The following is a 20,220-nucleotide window of genomic DNA, read 5'->3' on the forward strand; positions in this document are numbered from 1 at the left end:
CCTTAGCGTCTGTCCGCGGGGAGTCTGGCCGCTTTGCTTGCGTCGTACCACCAGTTTTCGAAACCGGAGGAGTAGACCGCGCGGGTCTGCGGGAAGGAGAATTTGTCCCAGTAAGCGGTTCGGTCCTGCGCCATATACCACATCGGCAGCATGTAATAGTTCCAGGTCAGCACGCGGTCGAGAGCCCGGCCCAGCGGCAGCAGCTTTTCTTTATTACCCTGCCAGCGAATAATCTGCGCGATGAGCCGGTCGACCGCCGGGTTTTGTACTCCTGAGGCGTTGTAGCTGGAGTTTATATATTCGGAGTCCCAGGAGACTTGCAGGTCGGTGCCGGGCCAGGGGGTGGCGCGCCAGACGTTAGGCATCATGTCGTAATCCCGGCTGCGCTTGCGGTTACTGTATTGGGAGTTGTCGACCTGGCGAATATCCATGACGATGCCGAGCCGCTGGAGGTTGTGCTGGAAGGGCAGGACCCAGCGATCGCTACTGCCGGAGGGGAGCAGCAGCTCAAAGCGTAACGGTTTGCCGCTCTGCGCGTTTACCCGCTGCTGGTTTTTCACTATCCATCCCGCCTGGTTGAGGATGGCATCGGCTTTGAGTAAATTCTCTCGCGCAAAACCGTCGCCGCTGGAAACCGGCGGCCGGTAAATCTGCGTGAAGACTTCAGCCGGGATCTCTTTTTTCAGCGGCGTCAGCAGGGCGAGCTCGTCGGCATCTGGATAATCGCGCGCCGCATATTCGGTATTCTGAAAGAAGCTGTTGGCGCGGCTGTAGGAGCGATAAAACAGCGCCTTATTCATCCATTCAAAATCAAAAGCAAGGGTAATGGCTTCGCGTACCCGGCGGTCGGCAAATACCGGGCGCTGAATATTAAACGCCAGCCACTGCGTGTTCTGCGCCGAGGTGCTGGTGTATTCGTCTTTTACGATATAGCCGTGGGTAAAATTGCGCCCGACGTAACGAGTAGCCCAGTTTTTGGCAACGTTCTCTTCGCGACGGTCAACGGCGCCGGCCTTAAAGGCTTCGAAAGCAACGTTGTCGTCCAGGTAATAGTCGTAGCGCAGCGTATCGAAATTCCAGCGTCCGCGGTTGACCGGTAAGTCGGCGGCCCAGTAGTCCTTTACCCGCGAGTAGGTAATGTACTGGCCCATGCGCCAGGCAGTGATGCGATACGGACCACTGGCCAGCGGTGGCGCAGAGAGTGGATCGCTAAGCTTATGGTGCTGCCAGTATTTTTCCGGCATAACGGGCAGCGTCATCAGGCTAAGCATGTTCTCTTTGCCTGGTTTGGCTAAATCAATGCGGACGGTGAGTGGAGCGATGGCTTTTACCGTGGTGCCTTTATAATAGAGGCGAAACTGCGGTACCCCTTCGGTCATAAACTTCTGGAAGGTAAACGCAACATCGCTGGCGGTGATGGGGCTGCCGTCGTGATAGCGGGCGCGCGGATTGAGCGTAATCTCCATCCATGAAAAATCATCGGCATAGCGCGCATGCTCGGCGATCAGCGGATAGTAGCTGCCGGGCTCATCGTCAGAGGTGGTGAAGAGCGTATCGTATAAACTTTCGGTACGAATACCCGGGTTGCCGCGCATGGCGTAGCGGTTGAAATTATCAAAGGTGCCGATGGCGGCGAGGGTAATTGCGCCGCCTTTAGGCGCGGCGGGATTGGCATAATCGTAATGGGTGAAGCCTGCGGCGTATTTCGGCTCGCCGATAATCGCGAACCTGTCGCTCTCTTTAATGGTTTGCGCCTGGCTGTGCAGGCTAAATAAGGTCAGCAGTATCAGGCTGATGCGCGCAAAAATAACCAGGATATCGTCCTCCCATGCCGGGCCTGAAACGGCCTGACCTCTGATAGCAAATAATAAAGGACACTTAGCGGGTTGTGAAATATTTCGCCGGTTCATCATGGGCGGCGATCAGCGCTTCCAGCGTCAGCGGTCGGCTTAACCAGTATCCCTGCAAATAATTTACCCCATGATCGCGCAGCCATTCCGCCTGCTCCTGCGTTTCCACGCCTTCGGCGACGGTGGTGAGCTTCAGCCGGCGGCTTAGGGTGATAACGGCGTCCAGCACCGGCGAGGTCACGGTCTCCGTGCCGATAGCCTGTACGAAGCCGCGGTCTATTTTCAGGTAATCAAAGTTATAGCGTTCCAGATAAATTAGCGCGCTATGGCCGGTACCGAAATCATCAATCGCGATTTCAAAACCCTGCTCGTGCAGCCAGTCGAAGTTTTCTAAGGAACGATTTTTATCGATCATCGCGCGCTCGGTGATTTCCAGCACCACGCTAAAATGGTCGGCCGGCATGGCGGCGGTGAATCGCTGCAGATCCTGCTGAAAGCTCCCGGCGTGTAGATGCATGGGGGAAATATTGATCCCCAGCTTGCTCCCGGCGGGCAGGAGCGTTTGCAGAACAGGCGCATCCTGCGCAATCAAGGTTAAGAGATGGCGGGTAAGCGGAATGATGATCTGCTGGGTTTCCGCAAGGTTGATAAAGACATCGGGAGGGATCTCGCCGGCCACCGGATGCCGCCAGCGCATCAACACCTCAATGCCGCTAATTTGTAGCGTCTCTGACCTCACCACCGGTTGATAGACCACGTAGAACTGATCGTTTTTGATGGCCAGTAGAAGCTCTTTGCGCGGGTCCGACTTAATGGTGAGGACGTAGTAGCTTAAAAGCCCGGCCAACAGTCCGCAAACGACGCCCAACAGCAGAGCAAACTGCGTATTCTCCGCCAGCCAGCTGTTGGCGTAGAGATAGACTTTCAGCGGCAGGCCGTCAATTTGCGTCTGGCGAATGGGTGGCGAGATCAGGGTCTGCGGGTCGATGAGTTGGTTACTGAAGGTGGAAATGGCGACGTCCTTAATAGCCAGCGCCAGGCCGCTGAAATCATTCTGTCGCGCTGAATAGAGGATATAGGGCGTCAGGTTGGCATTAATCGAGACAAAAATACCGTCTTTCCCACCGTGGGGGCTACGGACCCACAACGCCAGCGCTGCGCTTTTGGGCATCATTGGCGTCCCGGGCAGAATCGCCATATCGACCGCTTGCGTTACATCAAGCTGCGGTATGAGCTGGGTTAAGGGCGTACTCATGACGCCTGTAGCGGAGGAACAAAACGCGAGGCCATTTTTGACCAGCAGGACAGCGCGGACGTTTGGGCTGAAGGCCGCATGGGCGGTTAAGCCTGAGGCGACGTTCTCACATGGCTCATCGACCAGCGGCTGCAGGTCGTGGATAGTCTGATTTAAATCGTGAAAATAGTCCTGCAGATAGGTATGGACGTTGTTAATAATGGCGTCGAAACGCTCCGCCCGGTTGTGATAAATCACCATAAACTGGATGCTACCGGCCAGCAGGGCGACGGCTATTCCAATACATATACTTGTCAGCCAGATTTTTCGCCGGGGAGCGAGGTGACGGGTAGGCATAGGCTATATTGTCAGTCCGTATTGTTGATGTGCGCCAAAGGGCTGAGAGAAAACGTTTTTTCTATCCCTGCTTAAAGACATAGCGTATTTTACGAAGTTTATTGGCTGGCGAGCAAAAAAAAACACCGCCTCGGCAGTGTTTTTTTGTTTCTACCGTTGGCCAAGGGATTAACCAACGGTAGAAGACGATTACGAACGACTCAGAACGCGTCGCGCTTCGTTATAGCGCTTTTTCCAGTACGGTTCATCCATGCTTGAAATGGTCACACCGCTGCTGGTGGATGCATGAACAAACTGATTGTTGCCGATATAGATGCCAACGTGGCGGCCCGTGGAGCCGGCGCGGAACAGGACTAAATCACCGGTACGCAGCTGGGCGCGGCTGATCGATTTTCCAGAATCCTGCTGCTCTGAAGTGGAGCGGGGCAGTTCCAGGCCAAACTGTTCACGAAAAGTCCGTTGCACAAAGGCGGAACAATCGATGCCTTTACGGGTGCTGCCGCCGAGGCGGTAACGCACGCCCTTCCAGCTGGCATACTGATCCATCAAGCGGGACTTGACGTCCAGGTTGCGGACCATCGTTTCAAATTCATCCTGAGAGGCTTGCAGTGATGATAAATCGCCACTACCCACAGCAAGCGTCTCAGAATGCATATTCCTGGCGGTACTATTTGAACTACACGCGGAAAGCAGAACCGCAACTGCAATCGCGGGGGCGACCCGCAAGATATATCTCAAAATCGGCTGAGATTTGACCATGCTGTGTGTTATCCCTTGTTGTCCTTAACGACAATGTCGTTATAAAAAATGCCAAACGTGTTAGAGCCTAATTACCTGGTCGCAATGAGACAATTCCGTAAGCATAAAACTGTGGAGTCACGCACAAATTTATTCATTCTTTGAATTGATGTCGCTGACGAGGCAAAACGAGATTGAGGTTACCCGATCAACCGGGGGATGGCGAGCGGTTTTACGCATTTTCTTATAAGTATTTTTGCGACAAAAAGTGAATCATCGGCAAAGGACAAAATAGCGGCAGTGATGGGTAAAAAATACGCAATTTACTCATTTTTAAGATGATTAATATGACAGAAAGATGATGCAGGATGAGAAAACAGGCGAGGGCAAAAAAAGGGACCCAGAACGATCCCTTATGAATGATATTAATTAATTGTAAAGATAGATTTAAATTTTTGCTTTTCTACCCGGAAGGTGGCGCTCAAATAAGGCAATAACACTATCGCTCAATGAGGTCATCAATACCCAGGGGGCGCCTATGAGCACTGCCGTTAATGAGCCGACGGCAATATCGGTAAACCAGTGGGCGCCAATCATCACGCGTGGGAAAGCGAACACCACGAATATTACCAGCGCGATAGCAAACGCCCGGCGGCCAAAATAACGCCACATAAATGACGCAAATATCAGCAGCATCATCCCGTGATCGCCCGGGAAACTGTCTTTTGAAGCATCTTTGGTGGGGAATGAGATCACATCGCTCACTTTGGTGATGTCGGTAAAAGAGAGCGAAGGGCTGGCGCGCTTAACCGGCATCAGGTGCTGGGCCAGCTGATTGATAATGACGGCAGCCAGCAGCATCACCAGGCCGATGATAATCACCCGCCGGCGTCCGGCGCTCTGCTCTTTAAACCAGAAGCTCAGCATCAGGCTGCCCATCGCCAGTAGCGAGCAGGCGTCAAAGGCACGGTTATTGATAATCGCCAGCAGCCAGGTATAGGCGGTGCTCACGCCAACCAGGTGATTAAAGAAATAGAAGATCGCCGAGTCCAGCGGATTCCAGAAACCATGGTTAACGGGAAGGTACCATGAACAAAAAAGCGCTATACCCGCCGCGTTCAGCAGCAGAATAAGGGGAATTCGATTTTTAATCATAACTATCGTGTATTGGGTAAACGACGGCAACCATAGCCGTCTTAACTTAAACGAATCCTCAACAAGGAGGCCTGCAGTGCATTCCAGTCGGTCTCGGTATCGGCAATCAGCTCGATGCGGCTGTCGGGAGGGGAGACGTTCTGCGTCTCAATATGCAGATCAAGCTGTTGGCGATTGATCCGTACCAGCCCCTCCGCAATGCGCATCACGCCTTTGACGCGCCCGACCGGCGCCAGGCGCGCCCATTCGAGCAGGGCAACGGTGTCGAAAACGGTTTCAGCGTCAAAAATCCAGCCGCAGGCGTGATAGCCCTGACCGCTATTCAGGCTGCGACGCCAGCGCTGATGGGCGGGGAGGCTAAGTGCCGCAAGGCCTTGTTTCTGCCCGTGGCTGTGCGCGTGTTCGGCGCTGGCGGGGAGCGGCGCAATATTGCGGCGCGGTAAATCAAGCAGCATCGGGTCGATATTGCCCCGCGTGGCGCTGACGAACCGGCGATCGCCCGCGTAGGCCTGCCACCATGCGGCAAAGGCGCGTTGACTTTCCTCCGTCGAGCGGTCGGCTTTATTGCTGATAATAACGTCAGCGGCCGCCAGCTGGTCGCGAAAGTTGTCGTTGGTCACCGCTTTTTCGTCAAGCAACTGGCGCGGGTCCAGCACGCACAAGGTGGCGCGCAGGTCGATCCACGGCTCGTATACCGCGGCGGTCAGCATATCGAGGATCTGTTTAGGATGGCCCAGCCCGGTGGGTTCTATCAGCAGGCGATCGGGTTTGCCCTGGCGTAGCAGGGTATTAAGCCCGACCTGCATCGGCAGGCCGTTTACACAGCACATGCAGCCGCCGGGGATCTCTTTGAGCAGCGCGCCGCTTTCCGCCAGCAGCGCGCCGTCAATACCCACTTCACCAAACTCGTTGACCAGCACGGCCCATTTTTCATCCGCGGGCTTATTGGCCAGCAGATGCAAAATCGTCGTGGTTTTACCGCTGCCGAGAAACCCCGTGATCAAGTTGGTTTTGGTCACTTTTTCTCCATGATAAATGTAATGTTGTAACAGTTACGCCTATCCTGACGAAAAAAAGCGAAAAAGAGAAGTCTTAGCGCGGACAGAAGGGGACTCTGTCCGCTAAAAGGCAGTTATTGTTAAGCGTTCAGCGTGGCGGCAATCGCCTGACGCGCACCAAAGGCGGCAAGCTGATGCCATGCGGCGGTGATGTGAGCAACAAACTGCGGATCCTGCGGCAGGTCGTGACCGAAGATCTCCTCAAGCGTAAGCAGGGCCGCTACGCGCTGGTGTTCATCGCTGGCGGAGACCAGTTTCTGTATCTTATCGGCCAGCGGATCGCGAATATCAATGGCATTTCCGCCATCATCAATACCGCTGACGTAGCGCATCCAGCCCGCGACGCCGAGCGCCAGGAGCGGCCAGCGGCTGCCTTGCGTAAGGTGGACGCGAATACCGTCAAGCATACGTTGCGGCAGCTTCTGGCTGCCGTCCATGGCGATTTGCCAGGTCCGATGCTTCAGCGCCGGGTTGCTGAAGCGTTCGATCAGGCTGTCAGCATACGCCGTCAGATCCACGTCCTGAATAGATAAGGTCGGCGCCTGTTCGTCAAGCATCAGGCGGTATGCGGCGCTGCGGAAAATCGGATCCTGCATGCAGTCGCTAATATGCGCATGACCTGTCAGATAGCCAAGCCAGGCGAGGAACGAGTGGCTGCCGTTGAGCATCCGCAGTTTCATCTGTTCCCACGGCAGGACGTCATCGGTCATCTGGACGCCCGCGGTTTCCCAGGCCGGGCGTCCGGCAACGAAGTTATCTTCGATGACCCATTGAATGAAGGGTTCGCAGCTGATAGCGCAGGGGTCTTCTACGCCCAACGCGGCGCTAATTTCCGCCAGCGATTCATCGGTGGCGGCTGGCACAATACGGTCAACCATGGTGCCGGGAAAACTGACGCGCTCGGCGATCCACTGCGCCAGCTCCGGGCTCCGTTTTTCTGCCATTCCCAGCACGGCGTTTTTCACCACATGCCCGTTGTTGGGGATGTTATCGCAGGAGAGGACGGTAAACGGCGGTAGTTCACGCTGACGGCGGCGCGATAACGCTTCGACCAGAATGCTGGGAACCGATTGCGGCAGCGTCGGGTTTTGCAGATCGTGGATAATGCGCGGCTGCGTCATGTCCAGCAGGCCGCTGGCCGGATCGATGCAGTAGCCTTTCTCGGTGATGGTCAGAGAGACGATGGCGACCTGTGGTTCGCAAAATTTCTCAATAATCGCGGCCAGCGAATCCAGTTTTGCGTTCAGGCATTCATGGACGGCGCCGACCACGATTGGCTGATTGCCCTCGGCGCCTTTTTCCAGCACGGTAAACAGGTGGTTCTGCTGGCGAAGCTGGCTCATCAGCCGATCGCCGCTGAACAGACTGATCTCACAAATCCCCCAGTCCCCGCCGCCGGCGTTAAGCACCCGATCGGTGAGGAGCGCCTGGTGCGCGCGATGAAACGCGCCGAAACCAAAATGCACAATACGCGAACGCAGCTGGCTGCGGTCATATTGAGGGAGCTGTACGCCTTCCGGCAGCGTAGCCGTAGCAATGGTAGTCATTCTTAACACACCTGATTAACGGATAATTAACATTCCCAGTGTAAAGTTATATGACAACAAATTAAATTGGTGAGCCTTATTTATCCGCTTAATGTGAGCTCGATCATCAATTGTTAGCTGCATACCCGGCTGTTCTGAAAAGTGGGCGCGCTTAATGGAGGAGAGGAGCGATAGTTTAATTACTTTTGGTATAACAACTTTGCAGCGAGTGAAGGGAGAGCAACGTTGCCAGCAGAGAGAGGGCCAGGCGCTGCGGAAAAGGTGCGAAAAAAAGGACAGCCGCTGGCTGCCCTTTATGATGTTGCAAACGCAGAGTTTAGTCCGCGCGGCCCATATAGCGGCTCTCTTCGATATGGATACGAATGCGCTCGCCCGCGCTCAGGTATTCAGGCACCTGAACAACAAGGCCGGTGCTCAGCGTCGCCGGTTTGTTACGGGCGCTAGCGGATGCGCCTTTAATACCTGGCGCCGTCTCAACGATTTCCAGATCCACGGTCTGCGGCAGCTCCAGCGCCAGCAGCTGGCCGTCCCAGGTCAGAACCTGCATATCCGGCATGCCGCCTTCCGGCATAAACAGCAGCTCTTCTTCGATTTGCTCTTTGGTAAAGATATACGGGGTGTAATCTTCTTTATCCATAAAGACGTATTCGTTGCCATCGATATAGGAGAAGTCAACGAAGCGGCGGGTCAGGGTGACGGTATCAACGATGTCGTCGCCTTTGAAGCGTTCTTCCACTTTCAGGCCGGTGCGTACATCGGAGAAACGCATTTTGTACAGCGTCGCTGCGCCGCGGGCGCTGGGTGACTGAATATCAATATTTTTAACAATCAGCAGTTTGCCGTTGTAATTCAGCACCATACCTTTTTTAATTTCATTCGCTCTTGGCATTGCAGTAATCCTGTCACTTAAAGGGTCGAAAATATCGCGTAAAACTACTCGCGCCGGGCCTTTCAGGCAAGTGGAATTCGTCTGTTTTGCTATCTTCAGGTAAAACGTTTAGGCTGGGCTGCTAAAAGCGTTATCGGAAGAGTCGATTATGGAATGCCGCCCTGAATGCGGAGCTTGCTGTATCGCTCCTTCTATCTCCAGCCCTATCCCGGGCATGCCGCAAGGCAAGCCGGCAAACACCCGATGCATACAGCTATCAGACAGCAACCTGTGTAATATTTTTGGCTCGCCGTTAAGGCCTAAAGTGTGTGGCAGCCTGAAGCCTGAAGTGGAGATGTGCGCGACGAATCGCGATGACGCGATGACCTGGCTTCTTCATCTTGAACAGAGCACCTCTGCGTAGTGCATTTACCCGTCATACTTCAAGTGGCATGTGCGTTGGCTTCACTCGCTCACGCCTCCTGAAACTTGAATTATTTAGGTTATAAATTTTGTAAAAGCTTAATGCAATAAATCAGAAAAATTATGCTCAGGATCCATCTCCCGCGCGAGGGCGATCAGTTTCTTCTTATTACCAAGAGCGTAGCCGGATTTCTGTTTAACCAGCAGGCCTTCCTGACAGAATTGTGCGATCACATATAATAAATGACGATACGACACTCCCATATATTCCGCCGCCGGGGTATGTTTTTCGTGATAAATATCACAATGCTGAGTTAATAAAATAAATGCTGCCAGACGATTCACCAGTGGAAAAGATTGATTTTGGGTGAGCGACACGATGTTACGGTAGTTTTTTTGGCTTAACGCGATACAGAGATTACGCAGGAAAATGACGTCATTCAGCAACAAAGGGCGGAATGAAGCGATGGGCAGCGCCAGGCACCAGCACGCTTCGATGGCCTGAACGCCACGCGGATCGTGATGTTTATCAATGAGTTCTATCTCGCCGATAAAGCAGGGTGCGCCAAAGAAGTCGATCAGCGAGACCCGACCATTAGCTGATGTGGTGTAAAGCTTAGCCCGGCCGCGTGCGAGGTAAAAAAGGTGCGCGGGTTGAGCCCCCTCTTTAACAATATAATCCCCTGCCACAGCGTGGAACAATCGTGTATCCCGCACAACATCGACGGAAAATTTTTCCAGGTACCCCGAGTCGCTTATCAATTGCTGCTTGAGATTTTCATTTTGGATTTCTTTCACGGTCGCTTCCCGGTATGAGATTTCTCATATTCAGTATCAGTTTTCGCCTGGTATGCTGCAAACGTTAATCCGATACCTGTTTAATCCTGCTGTAATAACATAAAAATGGCGTAAAAGCGAAAAGAGGGAATAAAAATGGAAAAAAGAAAAATTATACTCGACTGCGATCCAGGTCACGATGATGCTATTGCGATAATGATGGCGGCCAGACATCCGGCAATTGATTTATTAGGAATAACAATTGTTGCGGGTAACCAAACGCTGGATAAAACGTTAGTCAATGGATTAAATGTTTGCCAACATTTAGATGTCAATGTGCCGATTTATGCCGGGATGCCACAGCCAATTATGCGTCAGCAAATTGTCGCTGATAATATTCATGGTGAAACCGGACTGGATGGGCCGGTATTTTCACCGTTAACTCGTCAGGCAGAAGAAACGCATGCGGTTAAATATATTATTGACACGCTCATGGCTAGTGAGGGTGACATCACGCTGGTGCCCGTTGGCCCACTGACCAATATAGCCGTCGCCATGCGAATGCAGCCGAAAATCCTGCCGAAAATTCGCGAGATTGTATTAATGGGCGGTGCTTATGGTACCGGAAACTTTACGCCATCGGCAGAGTTTAATATTTATGCCGACCCTGAAGCCGCTCGCGTGATATTCAGCTCGGGTGTCCCTCTGGTCATGATGGGTCTCGATTTGACTAATCAGACGGTCTGCACCGCTGATGTTATTGCACGCATGGAAAAAGCCGGCGGTCCGGCGGGACAGTTGTTTAGCGATATCATGAATTTCACCCTCAAAACGCAGTTTGAAAACTACGGCTTAGCGGGTGGTCCGGTGCATGATGCCACCTGCATCGGCTATCTGATTAATCCTCAGGGCATCAAAACACAGGACATGTATGTTGAGGTAGATGTTAACAGCGGCCCCTGCTATGGCCGTACGGTCTGCGACGAACTGGGCGTACTCGGTAAAGCGCCGAATACCAAAGTCGGCATCACTATTGATACCGATTGGTTTTGGGGTTTAGTCGAAGAGTGCGTGCGGATGTACCGCTAATTCGTTTTGTACCAGGCGTGCGGAATATCCCTCATCGCCTGATATACCCGTCGTCTTTCAAGCGGCTTCTTTGTTGGCTACGTTCGTTCACCCCAGACACTTACTTGAGTAAGCTCCTGGGGCTTTAATGAGGGACATCCGTGTCCCTTACCAAAGGCAGCCTTTGGCTGTTCAAATTCGTACCAGACGAATTTGTCTCTCTTGCCGCCTCTAAGCAACTTGAAATCCATTGGGTATAGAAACAGGCGGGCAGTAAGCTGTCGCCCGTAATAAAATCAGACATACCAAAACCTGGCGTAATGCCGGGTTTGCTGGCATCAAGAGATAATCATTATGGATATAATGAGAAGTGTTCTGGGTATGGTGGTATTACTGGCAATCGCTTTTCTGCTGTCAGTAAATAAAAAAAGAATTAGTCTGCGTACGACTGGCGCGGCGCTGGTACTGCAAATTGCTATTGGTGGTATTATGCTCTATTTTCCGCCAGGAAAATGGTTGGCGGAGCAGGCGGCTTTCGGCGTACATAAAGTGATGACCTACAGCGATGCCGGTAGCGCATTTATTTTTGGTTCGCTGGTCGGGCCGAAAATGGATCTCTTATTCGATGGTTCTGGTTTTATTTTTGCTTTTCGGGTATTGCCAGCCATTATTTTTATCACCGCATTGGTAAGCCTGCTTTATTATATTGGCGTAATGGGAATACTGATCCGAACTCTTGGCGGAATTTTCCAGAAAGCGCTGAATATTAGCAAGATTGAGTCGTTTGTTGCCGTGACCACCATTTTCCTTGGGCAAAATGAGATCCCGGCGATCGTTAAGCCCTTTATTAATAAGCTAAATCGTAATGAGCTATTTACCGCGATTTGCAGCGGGATGGCTTCAATCGCCGGGTCGACGATGATTGGCTATGCCGGGCTGGGCGTGCCGATTGATTATCTGCTGGCGGCATCGCTGATGGCGATTCCCGGCGGTATTCTGTTTGCCCGCCTTCTCAGCCCGGCGACTGAAGTATCGCAGGTGACTTTCGAAAACCTCTCCTTCACCGAAACTCCGCCGAAAAGTTTTATTGAAGCCGCGGCTAGCGGCGCGATGGCTGGGGTAAAAATTGCCGTGGGCGTGGCGACGGTAGTGATGGCGTTTGTGGCAATTATCGCTCTGATCAACGGCGTGATTGGCGGTATCGGCGGTTGGTTCGGTTTTGGTCACGCGACTCTGGAGGGGATTTTCGGTTATATCCTTGCACCGCTGGCCTGGTTAATGGGCGTTGACTGGAGTGATGCGACGCTGGCGGGCAGCCTGATTGGCCAGAAGCTGGCGAATAACGAGTTCGTAGCCTACCTCAACTTTTCGCCGTTCCTGCAAACGCCGGGAGCGCTGGATGTGAAAACTATCGCCATTATTTCTTTTGCGCTATGCGGTTTCGCCAACTTTGGTTCTATTGGCGTGGTGGTTGGCGCATTCTCGGCAATTGCACCCCAGCGCGCGTCTGAAATTGCCCAATTGGGGATGAGGGCGCTGGCTGCGGCAACGCTGTCAAACTTAATGAGCGCAACAATTGCCGGGTTTTTTATTGGCCTGGCGTAATACTCTGGTGTGCCGCTGATGCGGCACACCGCTGCTTTATACGTCTTTAATACGCCACAAGCAGGCCTGGGTAGCTACGCCCATGACCAGCGCAATCCAGAAGACGGCGTGATAGCTCCAGATTTCCGCGACGACGCCCGCCAGCGAACCGGCGATAATCCAGCCAACGCGCGTGGTATTGGTATAAAGCGTAGTGGCCGCGCCCGCCTGTCCGGGCATCAGATCCTGAAAATAGAGCATGCCGATACCGGCGAGAATGCCGATAAAAATGGCGTTCAGCGCCTGCAGGGCCAGCAGCAGTCCGGGGGTATGTACGGTTAGCATGCCAACGTAAAACAGCACGCCGGCCACCGCTGAGATGCGCATCAGGAAGCGCTTGCCGAAGCGTTTGGCATAATAGCCCGCAATCAGCATGGTCGGGATTTCAAGTCCGGCGGCGGTGCCCATCATGACTCCGGCCAGCTTCTCCGATAAATGCAGCTCATTGATGATAAACAGCGGCATATTAATGATGTACAGGCTGTTGATTCCCCACATCAGCGTACAGATGATAAACAGCAGCAGCGCGTCGCGGCGGTTGGTGCGCGGCGTTTCGAGATGTCCCGTAGCGATCTTCGGCTCTTTACGCATGCTGGGAAGAAAAAACCAGACCATTGCGCCGCAGATCACAAAGGCGACCGCCGCGCTGAGATACATCACGGTAAAGCCGAAACCCATCGCCAGCGCGTAGGCCAGCGGCGGCCCGATAACCCATGCCAGAGACACCTGAGCGCGCAGAATCGAGCTGAACATGACCGCCTCGCGGCCCGTTTTGTCCGCATGCTCGCGGGCGAGGGCAAACATCTGCGGGTTCGCGGTGGAGCCGAAGCTGCTGAGGAATACGCCGATAAACAGCAAAATAAAGTAGTTACGGTTCCAGGCGAAGAGCACGCAGGCCAGCACGCCCATCAGGCAGCAGAAGACGATCAGCCGCTTGCGGTCGCCTTTGCGATCCGAACGCCCGGCGAGGAACTGGCTTACCAGAATGCCGATCACCGCGCTGCCGGTAAAAAAGAAGCCGACCATCGCCGGTCGGACGTGAACCTCGTTAGTCAGAAACAGACTCAGCGTCGGCGTCTGGAGTGCCCCGGCGATACCCGTCAGGAAGGCGACGATCAGAAAGGCGGAAGAGGTGAAATCAAACCCGCGTCGTGGCAGGGCGGCGCTACTGTTTTGCATGTCGGCGTTCATCGGTTTTCAGGAGTCGCGGAGTTTACGCCGTCACTCAGAAAATGAACAGTACCAGGGCACGAATAAATCAAAAAGACGTTTCAAAATCAAACTTCAGCAGAAAGCTGAAGTTTTCCCTTCATCGCAGCTCCTGCTTCAGCAAAAGTGTGCTGTATCTCTAACTTCTGTTATCAGGAAACGAACTTTTCTTGCCTGGCGGCTAATAAAGGTACAGACTTCTTGAAACGTTTCAGCGTCATCGGGAGATTCTCCAGCAGGTAGATGACGCATTTTTTCTCAAAGTAGCTGAAACGATTCAATTCAGCAGGAGAGGAGAACCATGTTCCAGTTATCTGTGCAGGATATTCATCCCGGTCAGCAGGCCGGTAATAAAGAAGAGGCTATTCGTCAGGTTGCCTCCGCGCTGGTCAGCGCGGGCAACGTGGCAGACGGCTACGTCAACGGGATGCTGGCTCGCGAGCAGCAAACCTCCACTTTCCTTGGCAACGGTATTGCGATTCCGCACGGTACCACCGACACCCGCGACCAGGTGCTGAAAACCGGCGTTCAGGTTTATCAGTTTCCGCAGGGCGTGACCTGGGGCGAAGGGCAAACCGCCTACGTCGCCATCGGTATCGCCGCCAGCTCGGATGAACACCTTGGGCTGCTGCGTCAACTGACCCACGTGCTGAGCGACGACTCCGTTGCTGAACAGCTTAAGTCCGCGACGACCGCCGAAGAGCTGCGCGCCCTGCTGATGGGCGAAAAGCAGAGCGAAGCGCTGAAGCTGGATAATGAGACGCTAACCCTGGACGTTGCGGCCAGCGATCTGCTGACCCTGCAGGCGCTGAACGCCGCGCGGCTGAAAGAAGCCGGCGCCGTCGATGCTTCCTTTGTTAGCCGTACGATTAATGATAAACCGCTGAACCTCGGTCAGGGCATCTGGCTGAACGATAGCACCGAAGGCAACCTGCGCAGCGCCGTTGCCGTCAGCCGCGCGGCCAACGCCTTCACCAGCGATGAGCAGCCGGTTTCTCTGCTGATTACCGTCGCGATGGCCGATGACCAGCCGACGGCGGTGCTTAATCGCCTGAGCAATCTGCTCCTTGATAAAAAAGCTGACCGCTTGCTGAAGGCTGATGGCGCCACGCTGCTGGCTCTTCTGACCAGCGACGATGCGATTGCCGAAGATGTTCTCAGCGCGGAATACGTTATCCGCAACGAGCACGGGCTGCACGCGCGTCCCGGCACGATGCTGGTTAATACCATTAAACAATTCTCCAGCGACATTACCGTCACCAACCTTGATGGTTCGGGCAAGCCGGCAAACGGCCGCAGCCTGATGAAAGTCGTGGCGCTGGGCGTTAAGAAAGGTCACCGCTTGCGCTTTACCGCGCAGGGTGAAGATGCGCAGCAGGCGCTGGATGCGATTGGCGAAGCGATCGCCGCAGGCCTTGGGGAGGGCGCATAAATGAGCAGACGTGTCGCAACGATTACTTTAAACCCGGCCTATGACCTGGTGGGTTTTACCCCGGAAATTGAACGCGGTGAGGTTAACCTCGTTCGCACCACCGGTTTGCACGCCGCAGGGAAGGGGATCAACGTTGCAAAAGTGCTGAAAGATCTCGGTATTGACGTCACCGTTGGCGGTTTCCTCGGTAAAGACAATCAGGATGGTTTTCAGCAGTTGTTCAGCGAGCTGGGCATCGCAAACCGTTTTCAGGTCGTTCAGGGCCGTACCCGTATCAACGTCAAGCTGACTGAGAAAGATGGCGAAGTTACTGACTTCAACTTCTCCGGCTTTGAAGTGACGCCGGGCGACTGGGAGCGTTTTGTTAATGATTCTCTTAGCTGGCTGGGCCAGTTCGATATGGTCTGCGTAAGCGGTAGCCTGCCGTCCGGCGTTAGCCCGGAAGCGTTCACCGACTGGATGACCCGTCTGCGTAGCCAGTGCCCGTGCATCATTTTTGATAGCAGCCGCGAAGCGCTGGTTGCGGGGCTGAAAGCGGCTCCGTGGCTGGTTAAACCTAACCGTCGCGAGCTGGAAATCTGGGCTGGACGCAAGCTGCCTGAGATGAAAGATGTCATTGAAGCTGCTCATGCGCTGCGTGAGCAGGGCATCGCTCACGTGGTTATCTCCCTGGGCGAAGAAGGCGCCCTGTGGGTTAACGCATCCGGAGAATGGATTGCCAAACCGCCTTCAGTAGAAGTGGTTAGCACCGTTGGCGCCGGCGATTCAATGGTTGGCGGCCTGATTTATGGCCTGCTGATGCGTGAGTCCAGCGAGCATACGCTGCGCCTGGCAACGGCAGTCGCCGCGCTGGCGGTGAGTCAGAGCAATGTCGGTATTACCGATCGTACCCAGTTGGCCGCAATGATGGCGCGCGTCGACTTACAACCCTTTAATTAACAGCAGGAGAGGCATAATGAAAACGCTGCTGATTATTGATGCCGGGCTTGGACAGGCTCGCGCCTATGTGGCGAAGACCCTGTTAAGCACCGCGGCGCAAAAAGCGCAACTCGAACTGATTGATAACCCAAATGACGCTGAGCTGGCGATTGTGCTGGGGACGGCGCTGCCGGCCGACAGCGCGCTGAATGGCAAAAAGGTCTATCTCGGCGATATCAACCGCGCCGTGGCTCACCCGGAGCTGTTCCTCGGGGAAGCCAAAAGCCATGCGACGCCTTACGCCGCTCCGGCCGCTGCTGCGTTGCCGGCTGCAGCTAACGGTCCAAAACGTATTGTGGCGGTCACCGCTTGCCCGACCGGCGTCGCGCACACCTTTATGGCGGCGGAAGCGATTGAAACCGAAGCTAAAAAACGCGGCTGGTGGGTGAAGGTTGAAACGCGCGGCTCCGTAGGCGCGGGCAATGCAATCACCCCGGAAGAGGTTGAACAGGCGGATCTGGTGGTCGTCGCTGCCGATATCGAAGTGGATCTGGCGAAATTCGCCGGTAAGCCGATGTATCGCACCACCACCGGCCTGGCGCTGAAGAAAACCGCGCAGGAGCTGGATAAAGCCGTGGTTGAAGCGAAACCGTATCAGCCTGCGGGTAAATCCCAGGCCGCGGCGGAAGGCAAAAAAGAGTCCGCGGGCGCCTATCGCCACCTGCTGACCGGCGTGTCATACATGCTGCCGATGGTGGTGGCGGGCGGTCTGTGTATCGCGCTCTCCTTCGCTTTTGGTATTAAAGCTTTTGAAGTGAAAGACACCCTGGCCGCGGCGCTGATGCAAATCGGCGGTGGCTCAGCCTTCGCGCTAATGGTACCGGTCCTGGCGGGCTTTATTGCCTTCTCTATCGCTGACCGTCCTGGCCTGACGCCGGGTCTTATCGGCGGTATGCTGGCGGTGAGCACTGGTTCTGGCTTTATCGGCGGTATTATCGCCGGTTTCCTTGCCGGCTACGTGGCGAAAGCGATCAGTACGAAGCTGAAGCTGCCGCAAAGTATGGAAGCGCTGAAACCGATCCTGATCATTCCGCTGGTTTCCAGCCTGATCGTCGGTCTGGCGATGATTTACCTGATTGGTAAACCCGTTGCCGGGATCCTCGAAGGTCTGACCCACTGGCTGCAAACGATGGGGACGGCGAACGCGGTTCTGCTCGGTGCTATCCTCGGCGGTATGATGTGTACCGATATGGGCGGTCCGGTGAACAAAGCGGCCTACGCGTTTGGTGTTGGCCTGCTGAGTACCCAGACCTATGCGCCGATGGCGGCTATCATGGCGGCGGGTATGGTTCCACCGCTGGCCCTGGGCCTGGCGACGCTGATTGCGCGTAAAAAGTTCGACAAAGCGCAGCAGGAAGGCGGCAAGGCCGCGCTGGTTCTCGGCCTGTGCTTTATCACCGAAGGGGCGATTCCGTTCGCCGCACGTGACCCGATGCGCGTCCTGCCTTGCTGTATCGTTGGCGGCGCGGTGACCGGCGCGATGTCCATGTGGGTTGGCGCGAAGCTGATGGCGCCGCACGGTGGTCTGTTCGTCCTGCTGATCCCTGGTGCGATTACGCCGGTGCTTGGCTACCTGATGGCGATTGTGGTCGGTACGCTGGTCGCAGGTCTCTCCTACGCGGTGCTGAAACGTCCTGAAGTTCAAGCCGCCTGATAGACGTAGCAAACGCTTCTCAAGGGCAGAGTCTTCTCTGCCCTTTTTTTATGCCGCATTCTTCCTCCGTCCTCCCGCCGTATGTGCTCTTCTTCGCATTTTTAAACTGTTTAAAAACCATACTGGCCAAATTTTGTGATTTTGTTCATGTTCATATGAAAATCCTATTTTGCCTCTCTTTACTTTAAAATTATTCCGCTTACCATAAACACATGTTCACATTCAAACATGTGTTTAAATGAGGGGCTGTGAATCGTGAGGTGTTTATTTACTGATATTAAATAATTTTACTGCCATAGCGTTTTTTATGCTGGAGGGTATTTTTATGCCTGAAAATGATTACGTTGTGATTATTGGATCGGCAAACATGGATGTGGCTGGTTATTCCAATGTGTCGCTAAACTACGCTGATTCTAATCCTGGGAAAATAAAATATACTCCCGGCGGCGTGGGGCGCAACATTGCGCAAAATATTGCCTTATTGAATAAAACGGCGTGGCTATTATCCGTTGTTGGTGACGATTTTTATGGTCATTCATTATTAAATCAAACGGCCCAGTCCGGGGTTCACGTCGATAAATGTAAGATAATCCCGGGTGAAGGCACATCAAGCTATTTGTCGCTGCTTGATAATACCGGTGAAATGCTGGTGGCGATTAATGATATGAGCATCACTGAGCATATTACGCCGGCCTTTTTAAGGCAGCATCAAGATTTTATCTGCGGCGCTGCGGTGATTGTTGTTGACTGCAATATTAGCGAGTCGGCGCTGGCCTGGCTAATGGAAAATAGCGGCTCGACGCCCATTTTTGTTGACCCGGTTTCTGCCTGGAAATGCGTGAAAATCAGCCAGCACCTGGGGCGTATTCACACCCTGAAACCGAACCGGATTGAGGCTGAAACGCTGAGCGGCATCGCGCTGTCCGGCACTGAAGATGTGGCTCGCGTAGCCGACTGGTTTCACCATCATGGCCTGAAACGCCTGGTGTTGAGCATGGGCGGCGACGGCGTTTACTACAGCGAGAAAGATGGGGAACGCGGCTGGTCCGCGCCGCTGAAAACCCAGGTTGTCAATGTCACCGGCGCCGGTGACGCGATGATGGCCGGTCTGGCCTGCTGCTGGCTCGACGGCTGCTCATTTTCGCAAGCGGTGAAGTTTGCTCAGGGATGCTCTTCTCTGGCGCTTTCATCGGAATTCACCAATAACCCTGAATTATCTTACGCCAACGTAAAAAAGTTAGTGGAGAAAGAATATGTCTGAATTAAATATTTCCTCTGAATTATTACAGATTTCTGCGGAAGTTCAGCAGGCGTTAAAAAATAACCAGCCGATAGTGGCGCTGGAATCGACGATTATTTCTCACGGCATGCCGTTTCCGGAAAATGCGCAAACGGCGCTGGAAGTAGAAGAAACCATTCGTCGCCAGGGGGCGGTGCCGGCAACCATCGCAATTATTCATGGCGTAATGAAAGTTGGCTTAAGCCGTGAAGAAATTGAACTTCTGGGTCGCGAAGGTCATAACGTCGCCAAAGTCAGTCGTCGTGATTTACCCTTTGTTGTCGCCGCAGGATTAAATGGCGCGACCACCGTGGCGTCTACCATGATTATTGCGGCGATGGCCGGAATTAAAGTCTTTGCGACCGGCGGTATTGGCGGGGTACATCGTGGCGCCGAGCACACATTTGATATTTCTGCCGATTTACAGGAGCTCGCTAATACCAACGTTACCGTGGTCTGTGCCGGTGCGAAATCTATTCTCGATCTCGGTTTAACCACCGAGTATTTAGAAACGTTTGGCGTCCCGCTTATTGGTTATCAAACTTCGGCGCTGCCGGCATTCTTCTGCCGAACCAGCCCGTTTGACGTCAGCATTCGCCTCAATAGCGCCAAAGACATCGCCAAAGCGATGGCGGTGAAATGGCAGTCGGGTCTGAATGGCGGCATGGTGGTGGCAAATCCTATTCCTGAAGCGTTCGCGATGCCGGAAGAGAAAATCAATGCCGCCATCAACCAGGCGGTGAAGGAGGCGGAAGAGCAGGGCGTAGTGGGTAAAGCGAGCACGCCGTTCCTGCTGGCGCGCGTCGCGGAACTGACCGGCGGCGATAGCCTGAAATCCAACATTCAGCTGGTCTTCAACAACGCCGTTCTGGCCTGCGAGATTGCCAAAGAGTATCAGCAGATCGCCTGACGACAGTCGCGGGCCGTTTGCGGTTGCCCGCCCCGATAT

17 protein-coding genes are annotated in these 20,220 nt (G+C 54.0%); 8 read left to right on the top strand and 9 right to left on the bottom strand.

Translation table 11 applies throughout. The annotated features are described in order from the left end of the window. Positions 1-2: 2 nt before the first annotated feature. The 7 genes from K7H21_RS08560 to yeiP form a co-directional block, all read right to left on the bottom strand. Complete coding sequence (locus tag K7H21_RS08560) at positions 3-1,808, bottom strand: extracellular solute-binding protein (RefSeq protein ID WP_223035883.1); 1,806 nt, start codon at positions 1,806-1,808, stop codon at positions 3-5. A 70-nt stretch (positions 1,809-1,878) separates the two neighbouring features. Further along, positions 1,879-3,441: a cyclic di-GMP phosphodiesterase gene (locus K7H21_RS08565; protein ID WP_004122925.1), complete on the bottom strand. Its 1,563-nt coding sequence runs from the start codon at positions 3,439-3,441 to the stop codon at positions 1,879-1,881. Between the two features lie 189 nt (positions 3,442-3,630). Continuing rightward, the gene (gene mepS / locus K7H21_RS08570) at positions 3,631-4,200 is read right to left on the bottom strand and encodes a bifunctional murein DD-endopeptidase/murein LD-carboxypeptidase (RefSeq protein WP_004122922.1); all 570 of its coding nucleotides are present in this window, start codon (positions 4,198-4,200) and stop codon (positions 3,631-3,633) included. A gap of 426 nt (positions 4,201-4,626) precedes the next feature. After that, positions 4,627-5,340 (bottom strand): phosphatase PAP2 family protein, encoded by a 714-nt coding sequence (locus K7H21_RS08575; RefSeq protein ID WP_162626038.1) that lies wholly within the window; start codon positions 5,338-5,340, stop codon positions 4,627-4,629. Positions 5,341-5,375: 35 nt separating this feature from the next. Further along, positions 5,376-6,353 (bottom strand): CobW family GTP-binding protein, encoded by a 978-nt coding sequence (locus K7H21_RS08580; protein WP_223035704.1) that lies wholly within the window; start codon positions 6,351-6,353, stop codon positions 5,376-5,378. Positions 6,354-6,472: 119 nt separating this feature from the next. Beyond that, positions 6,473-7,939, bottom strand: a complete 1,467-nt coding sequence (locus K7H21_RS08585; protein ID WP_223035705.1) for a mannitol dehydrogenase family protein — start codon at positions 7,937-7,939, stop codon at positions 6,473-6,475. A 316-nt stretch (positions 7,940-8,255) separates the two neighbouring features. After that, positions 8,256-8,828, bottom strand: a complete 573-nt coding sequence (gene yeiP, locus K7H21_RS08590) for an elongation factor P-like protein YeiP (RefSeq protein ID WP_004122911.1) — start codon at positions 8,826-8,828, stop codon at positions 8,256-8,258. 148 nt (positions 8,829-8,976) lie between these two features. Between yeiP and K7H21_RS08595 the strand changes: the two genes are divergently transcribed. Then, on the top strand, positions 8,977-9,231 hold the full coding sequence (locus tag K7H21_RS08595) for a YkgJ family cysteine cluster protein (RefSeq protein WP_223035706.1): 255 nt from the start codon (positions 8,977-8,979) through the stop codon (positions 9,229-9,231). A gap of 98 nt (positions 9,232-9,329) precedes the next feature. Here K7H21_RS08595 and K7H21_RS08600 read toward each other — a convergent pair whose 3' ends face one another. Next, a complete protein-coding gene (locus K7H21_RS08600; protein WP_004122908.1) occupies positions 9,330-10,028 on the bottom strand; it encodes a transcriptional regulator YeiL in 699 nt (232 codons plus the stop codon). 135 nt (positions 10,029-10,163) lie between these two features. Here K7H21_RS08600 and rihB point away from each other — a divergent pair, with 135 nt between their 5' ends. Together rihB and K7H21_RS08610 are read left to right on the top strand one after the other, a co-directional pair. Beyond that, positions 10,164-11,096 carry a ribosylpyrimidine nucleosidase gene (rihB, locus tag K7H21_RS08605; RefSeq protein WP_049115684.1) on the top strand — a complete coding sequence of 311 codons (933 nt, stop codon included), beginning with the start codon at positions 10,164-10,166 and terminating at the stop codon, positions 11,094-11,096. Positions 11,097-11,429: 333 nt separating this feature from the next. Continuing rightward, positions 11,430-12,680, top strand: coding sequence for a NupC/NupG family nucleoside CNT transporter (locus K7H21_RS08610; protein WP_223035707.1), 1,251 nt, complete (start codon positions 11,430-11,432; stop codon positions 12,678-12,680). Positions 12,681-12,716: 36 nt separating this feature from the next. Here K7H21_RS08610 and setB read toward each other — a convergent pair whose 3' ends face one another. Next, the gene (gene setB / locus K7H21_RS08615) at positions 12,717-13,898 is read right to left on the bottom strand and encodes a sugar efflux transporter SetB (protein ID WP_032742168.1); all 1,182 of its coding nucleotides are present in this window, start codon (positions 13,896-13,898) and stop codon (positions 12,717-12,719) included. Positions 13,899-14,229: 331 nt separating this feature from the next. Here setB and fruB point away from each other — a divergent pair, with 331 nt between their 5' ends. The 5 genes from fruB (at position 14,230) to K7H21_RS08640 (ending at position 20,181) form a co-directional block, all read left to right on the top strand. Then, positions 14,230-15,360 (top strand): fused PTS fructose transporter subunit IIA/HPr protein, encoded by a 1,131-nt coding sequence (fruB, locus tag K7H21_RS08620; protein ID WP_004870368.1) that lies wholly within the window; start codon positions 14,230-14,232, stop codon positions 15,358-15,360. Further along, a complete protein-coding gene (gene fruK, locus K7H21_RS08625) occupies positions 15,361-16,299 on the top strand; it encodes a 1-phosphofructokinase (protein WP_004103928.1) in 939 nt (312 codons plus the stop codon). 16 nt (positions 16,300-16,315) lie between these two features. Continuing rightward, positions 16,316-17,992, top strand: a complete 1,677-nt coding sequence (fruA, locus tag K7H21_RS08630; protein ID WP_004122895.1) for a PTS fructose transporter subunit IIBC — start codon at positions 16,316-16,318, stop codon at positions 17,990-17,992. A gap of 325 nt (positions 17,993-18,317) precedes the next feature. After that, positions 18,318-19,253: a pseudouridine kinase gene (locus tag K7H21_RS08635; protein ID WP_004122894.1), complete on the top strand. Its 936-nt coding sequence runs from the start codon at positions 18,318-18,320 to the stop codon at positions 19,251-19,253. Further along, the gene (locus K7H21_RS08640; RefSeq protein ID WP_004122893.1) at positions 19,246-20,181 is read left to right on the top strand and encodes a pseudouridine-5'-phosphate glycosidase; all 936 of its coding nucleotides are present in this window, start codon (positions 19,246-19,248) and stop codon (positions 20,179-20,181) included. Before K7H21_RS08635 ends, K7H21_RS08640 begins: the two co-directional genes overlap by 8 nt. Positions 20,182-20,220: the final 39 nt, after the last annotated feature.

The sequence above is a fragment of the Klebsiella sp. CTHL.F3a genome, from assembly GCF_019890895.1.
Lineage (GTDB): Bacteria > Pseudomonadota > Gammaproteobacteria > Enterobacterales > Enterobacteriaceae > Klebsiella > Klebsiella grimontii.

Excerpts from the sequence above, each read along its gene's own strand:
- fruK (WP_004103928.1), top strand. The coding sequence starts at position 15,361 with ATGAGCAGACGTGTCGCAACGATTACTTTAAACCCGGCCTATGACCTG.
- K7H21_RS08635 (WP_004122894.1), top strand. The coding sequence starts at position 18,318 with ATGCCTGAAAATGATTACGTTGTGATTATTGGATCGGCAAACATGGAT.
- fruA (WP_004122895.1), top strand. The coding sequence starts at position 16,316 with ATGAAAACGCTGCTGATTATTGATGCCGGGCTTGGACAGGCTCGCGCC.
- setB (WP_032742168.1), bottom strand. The coding sequence starts at position 13,898 with ATGCAAAACAGTAGCGCCGCCCTGCCACGACGCGGGTTTGATTTCACC.
- mepS (WP_004122922.1), bottom strand. The coding sequence starts at position 4,200 with ATGGTCAAATCTCAGCCGATTTTGAGATATATCTTGCGGGTCGCCCCC.
- rihB (WP_049115684.1), top strand. The coding sequence starts at position 10,164 with ATGGAAAAAAGAAAAATTATACTCGACTGCGATCCAGGTCACGATGAT.
- K7H21_RS08610 (WP_223035707.1), top strand. The coding sequence starts at position 11,430 with ATGGATATAATGAGAAGTGTTCTGGGTATGGTGGTATTACTGGCAATC.
- K7H21_RS08565 (WP_004122925.1), bottom strand. The coding sequence starts at position 3,441 with ATGCCTACCCGTCACCTCGCTCCCCGGCGAAAAATCTGGCTGACAAGT.
- K7H21_RS08585 (WP_223035705.1), bottom strand. The coding sequence starts at position 7,939 with ATGACTACCATTGCTACGGCTACGCTGCCGGAAGGCGTACAGCTCCCT.
- K7H21_RS08595 (WP_223035706.1), top strand. The coding sequence starts at position 8,977 with ATGGAATGCCGCCCTGAATGCGGAGCTTGCTGTATCGCTCCTTCTATC.
- K7H21_RS08640 (WP_004122893.1), top strand. The coding sequence starts at position 19,246 with ATGTCTGAATTAAATATTTCCTCTGAATTATTACAGATTTCTGCGGAA.
- fruB (WP_004870368.1), top strand. The coding sequence starts at position 14,230 with ATGTTCCAGTTATCTGTGCAGGATATTCATCCCGGTCAGCAGGCCGGT.
- yeiP (WP_004122911.1), bottom strand. The coding sequence starts at position 8,828 with ATGCCAAGAGCGAATGAAATTAAAAAAGGTATGGTGCTGAATTACAAC.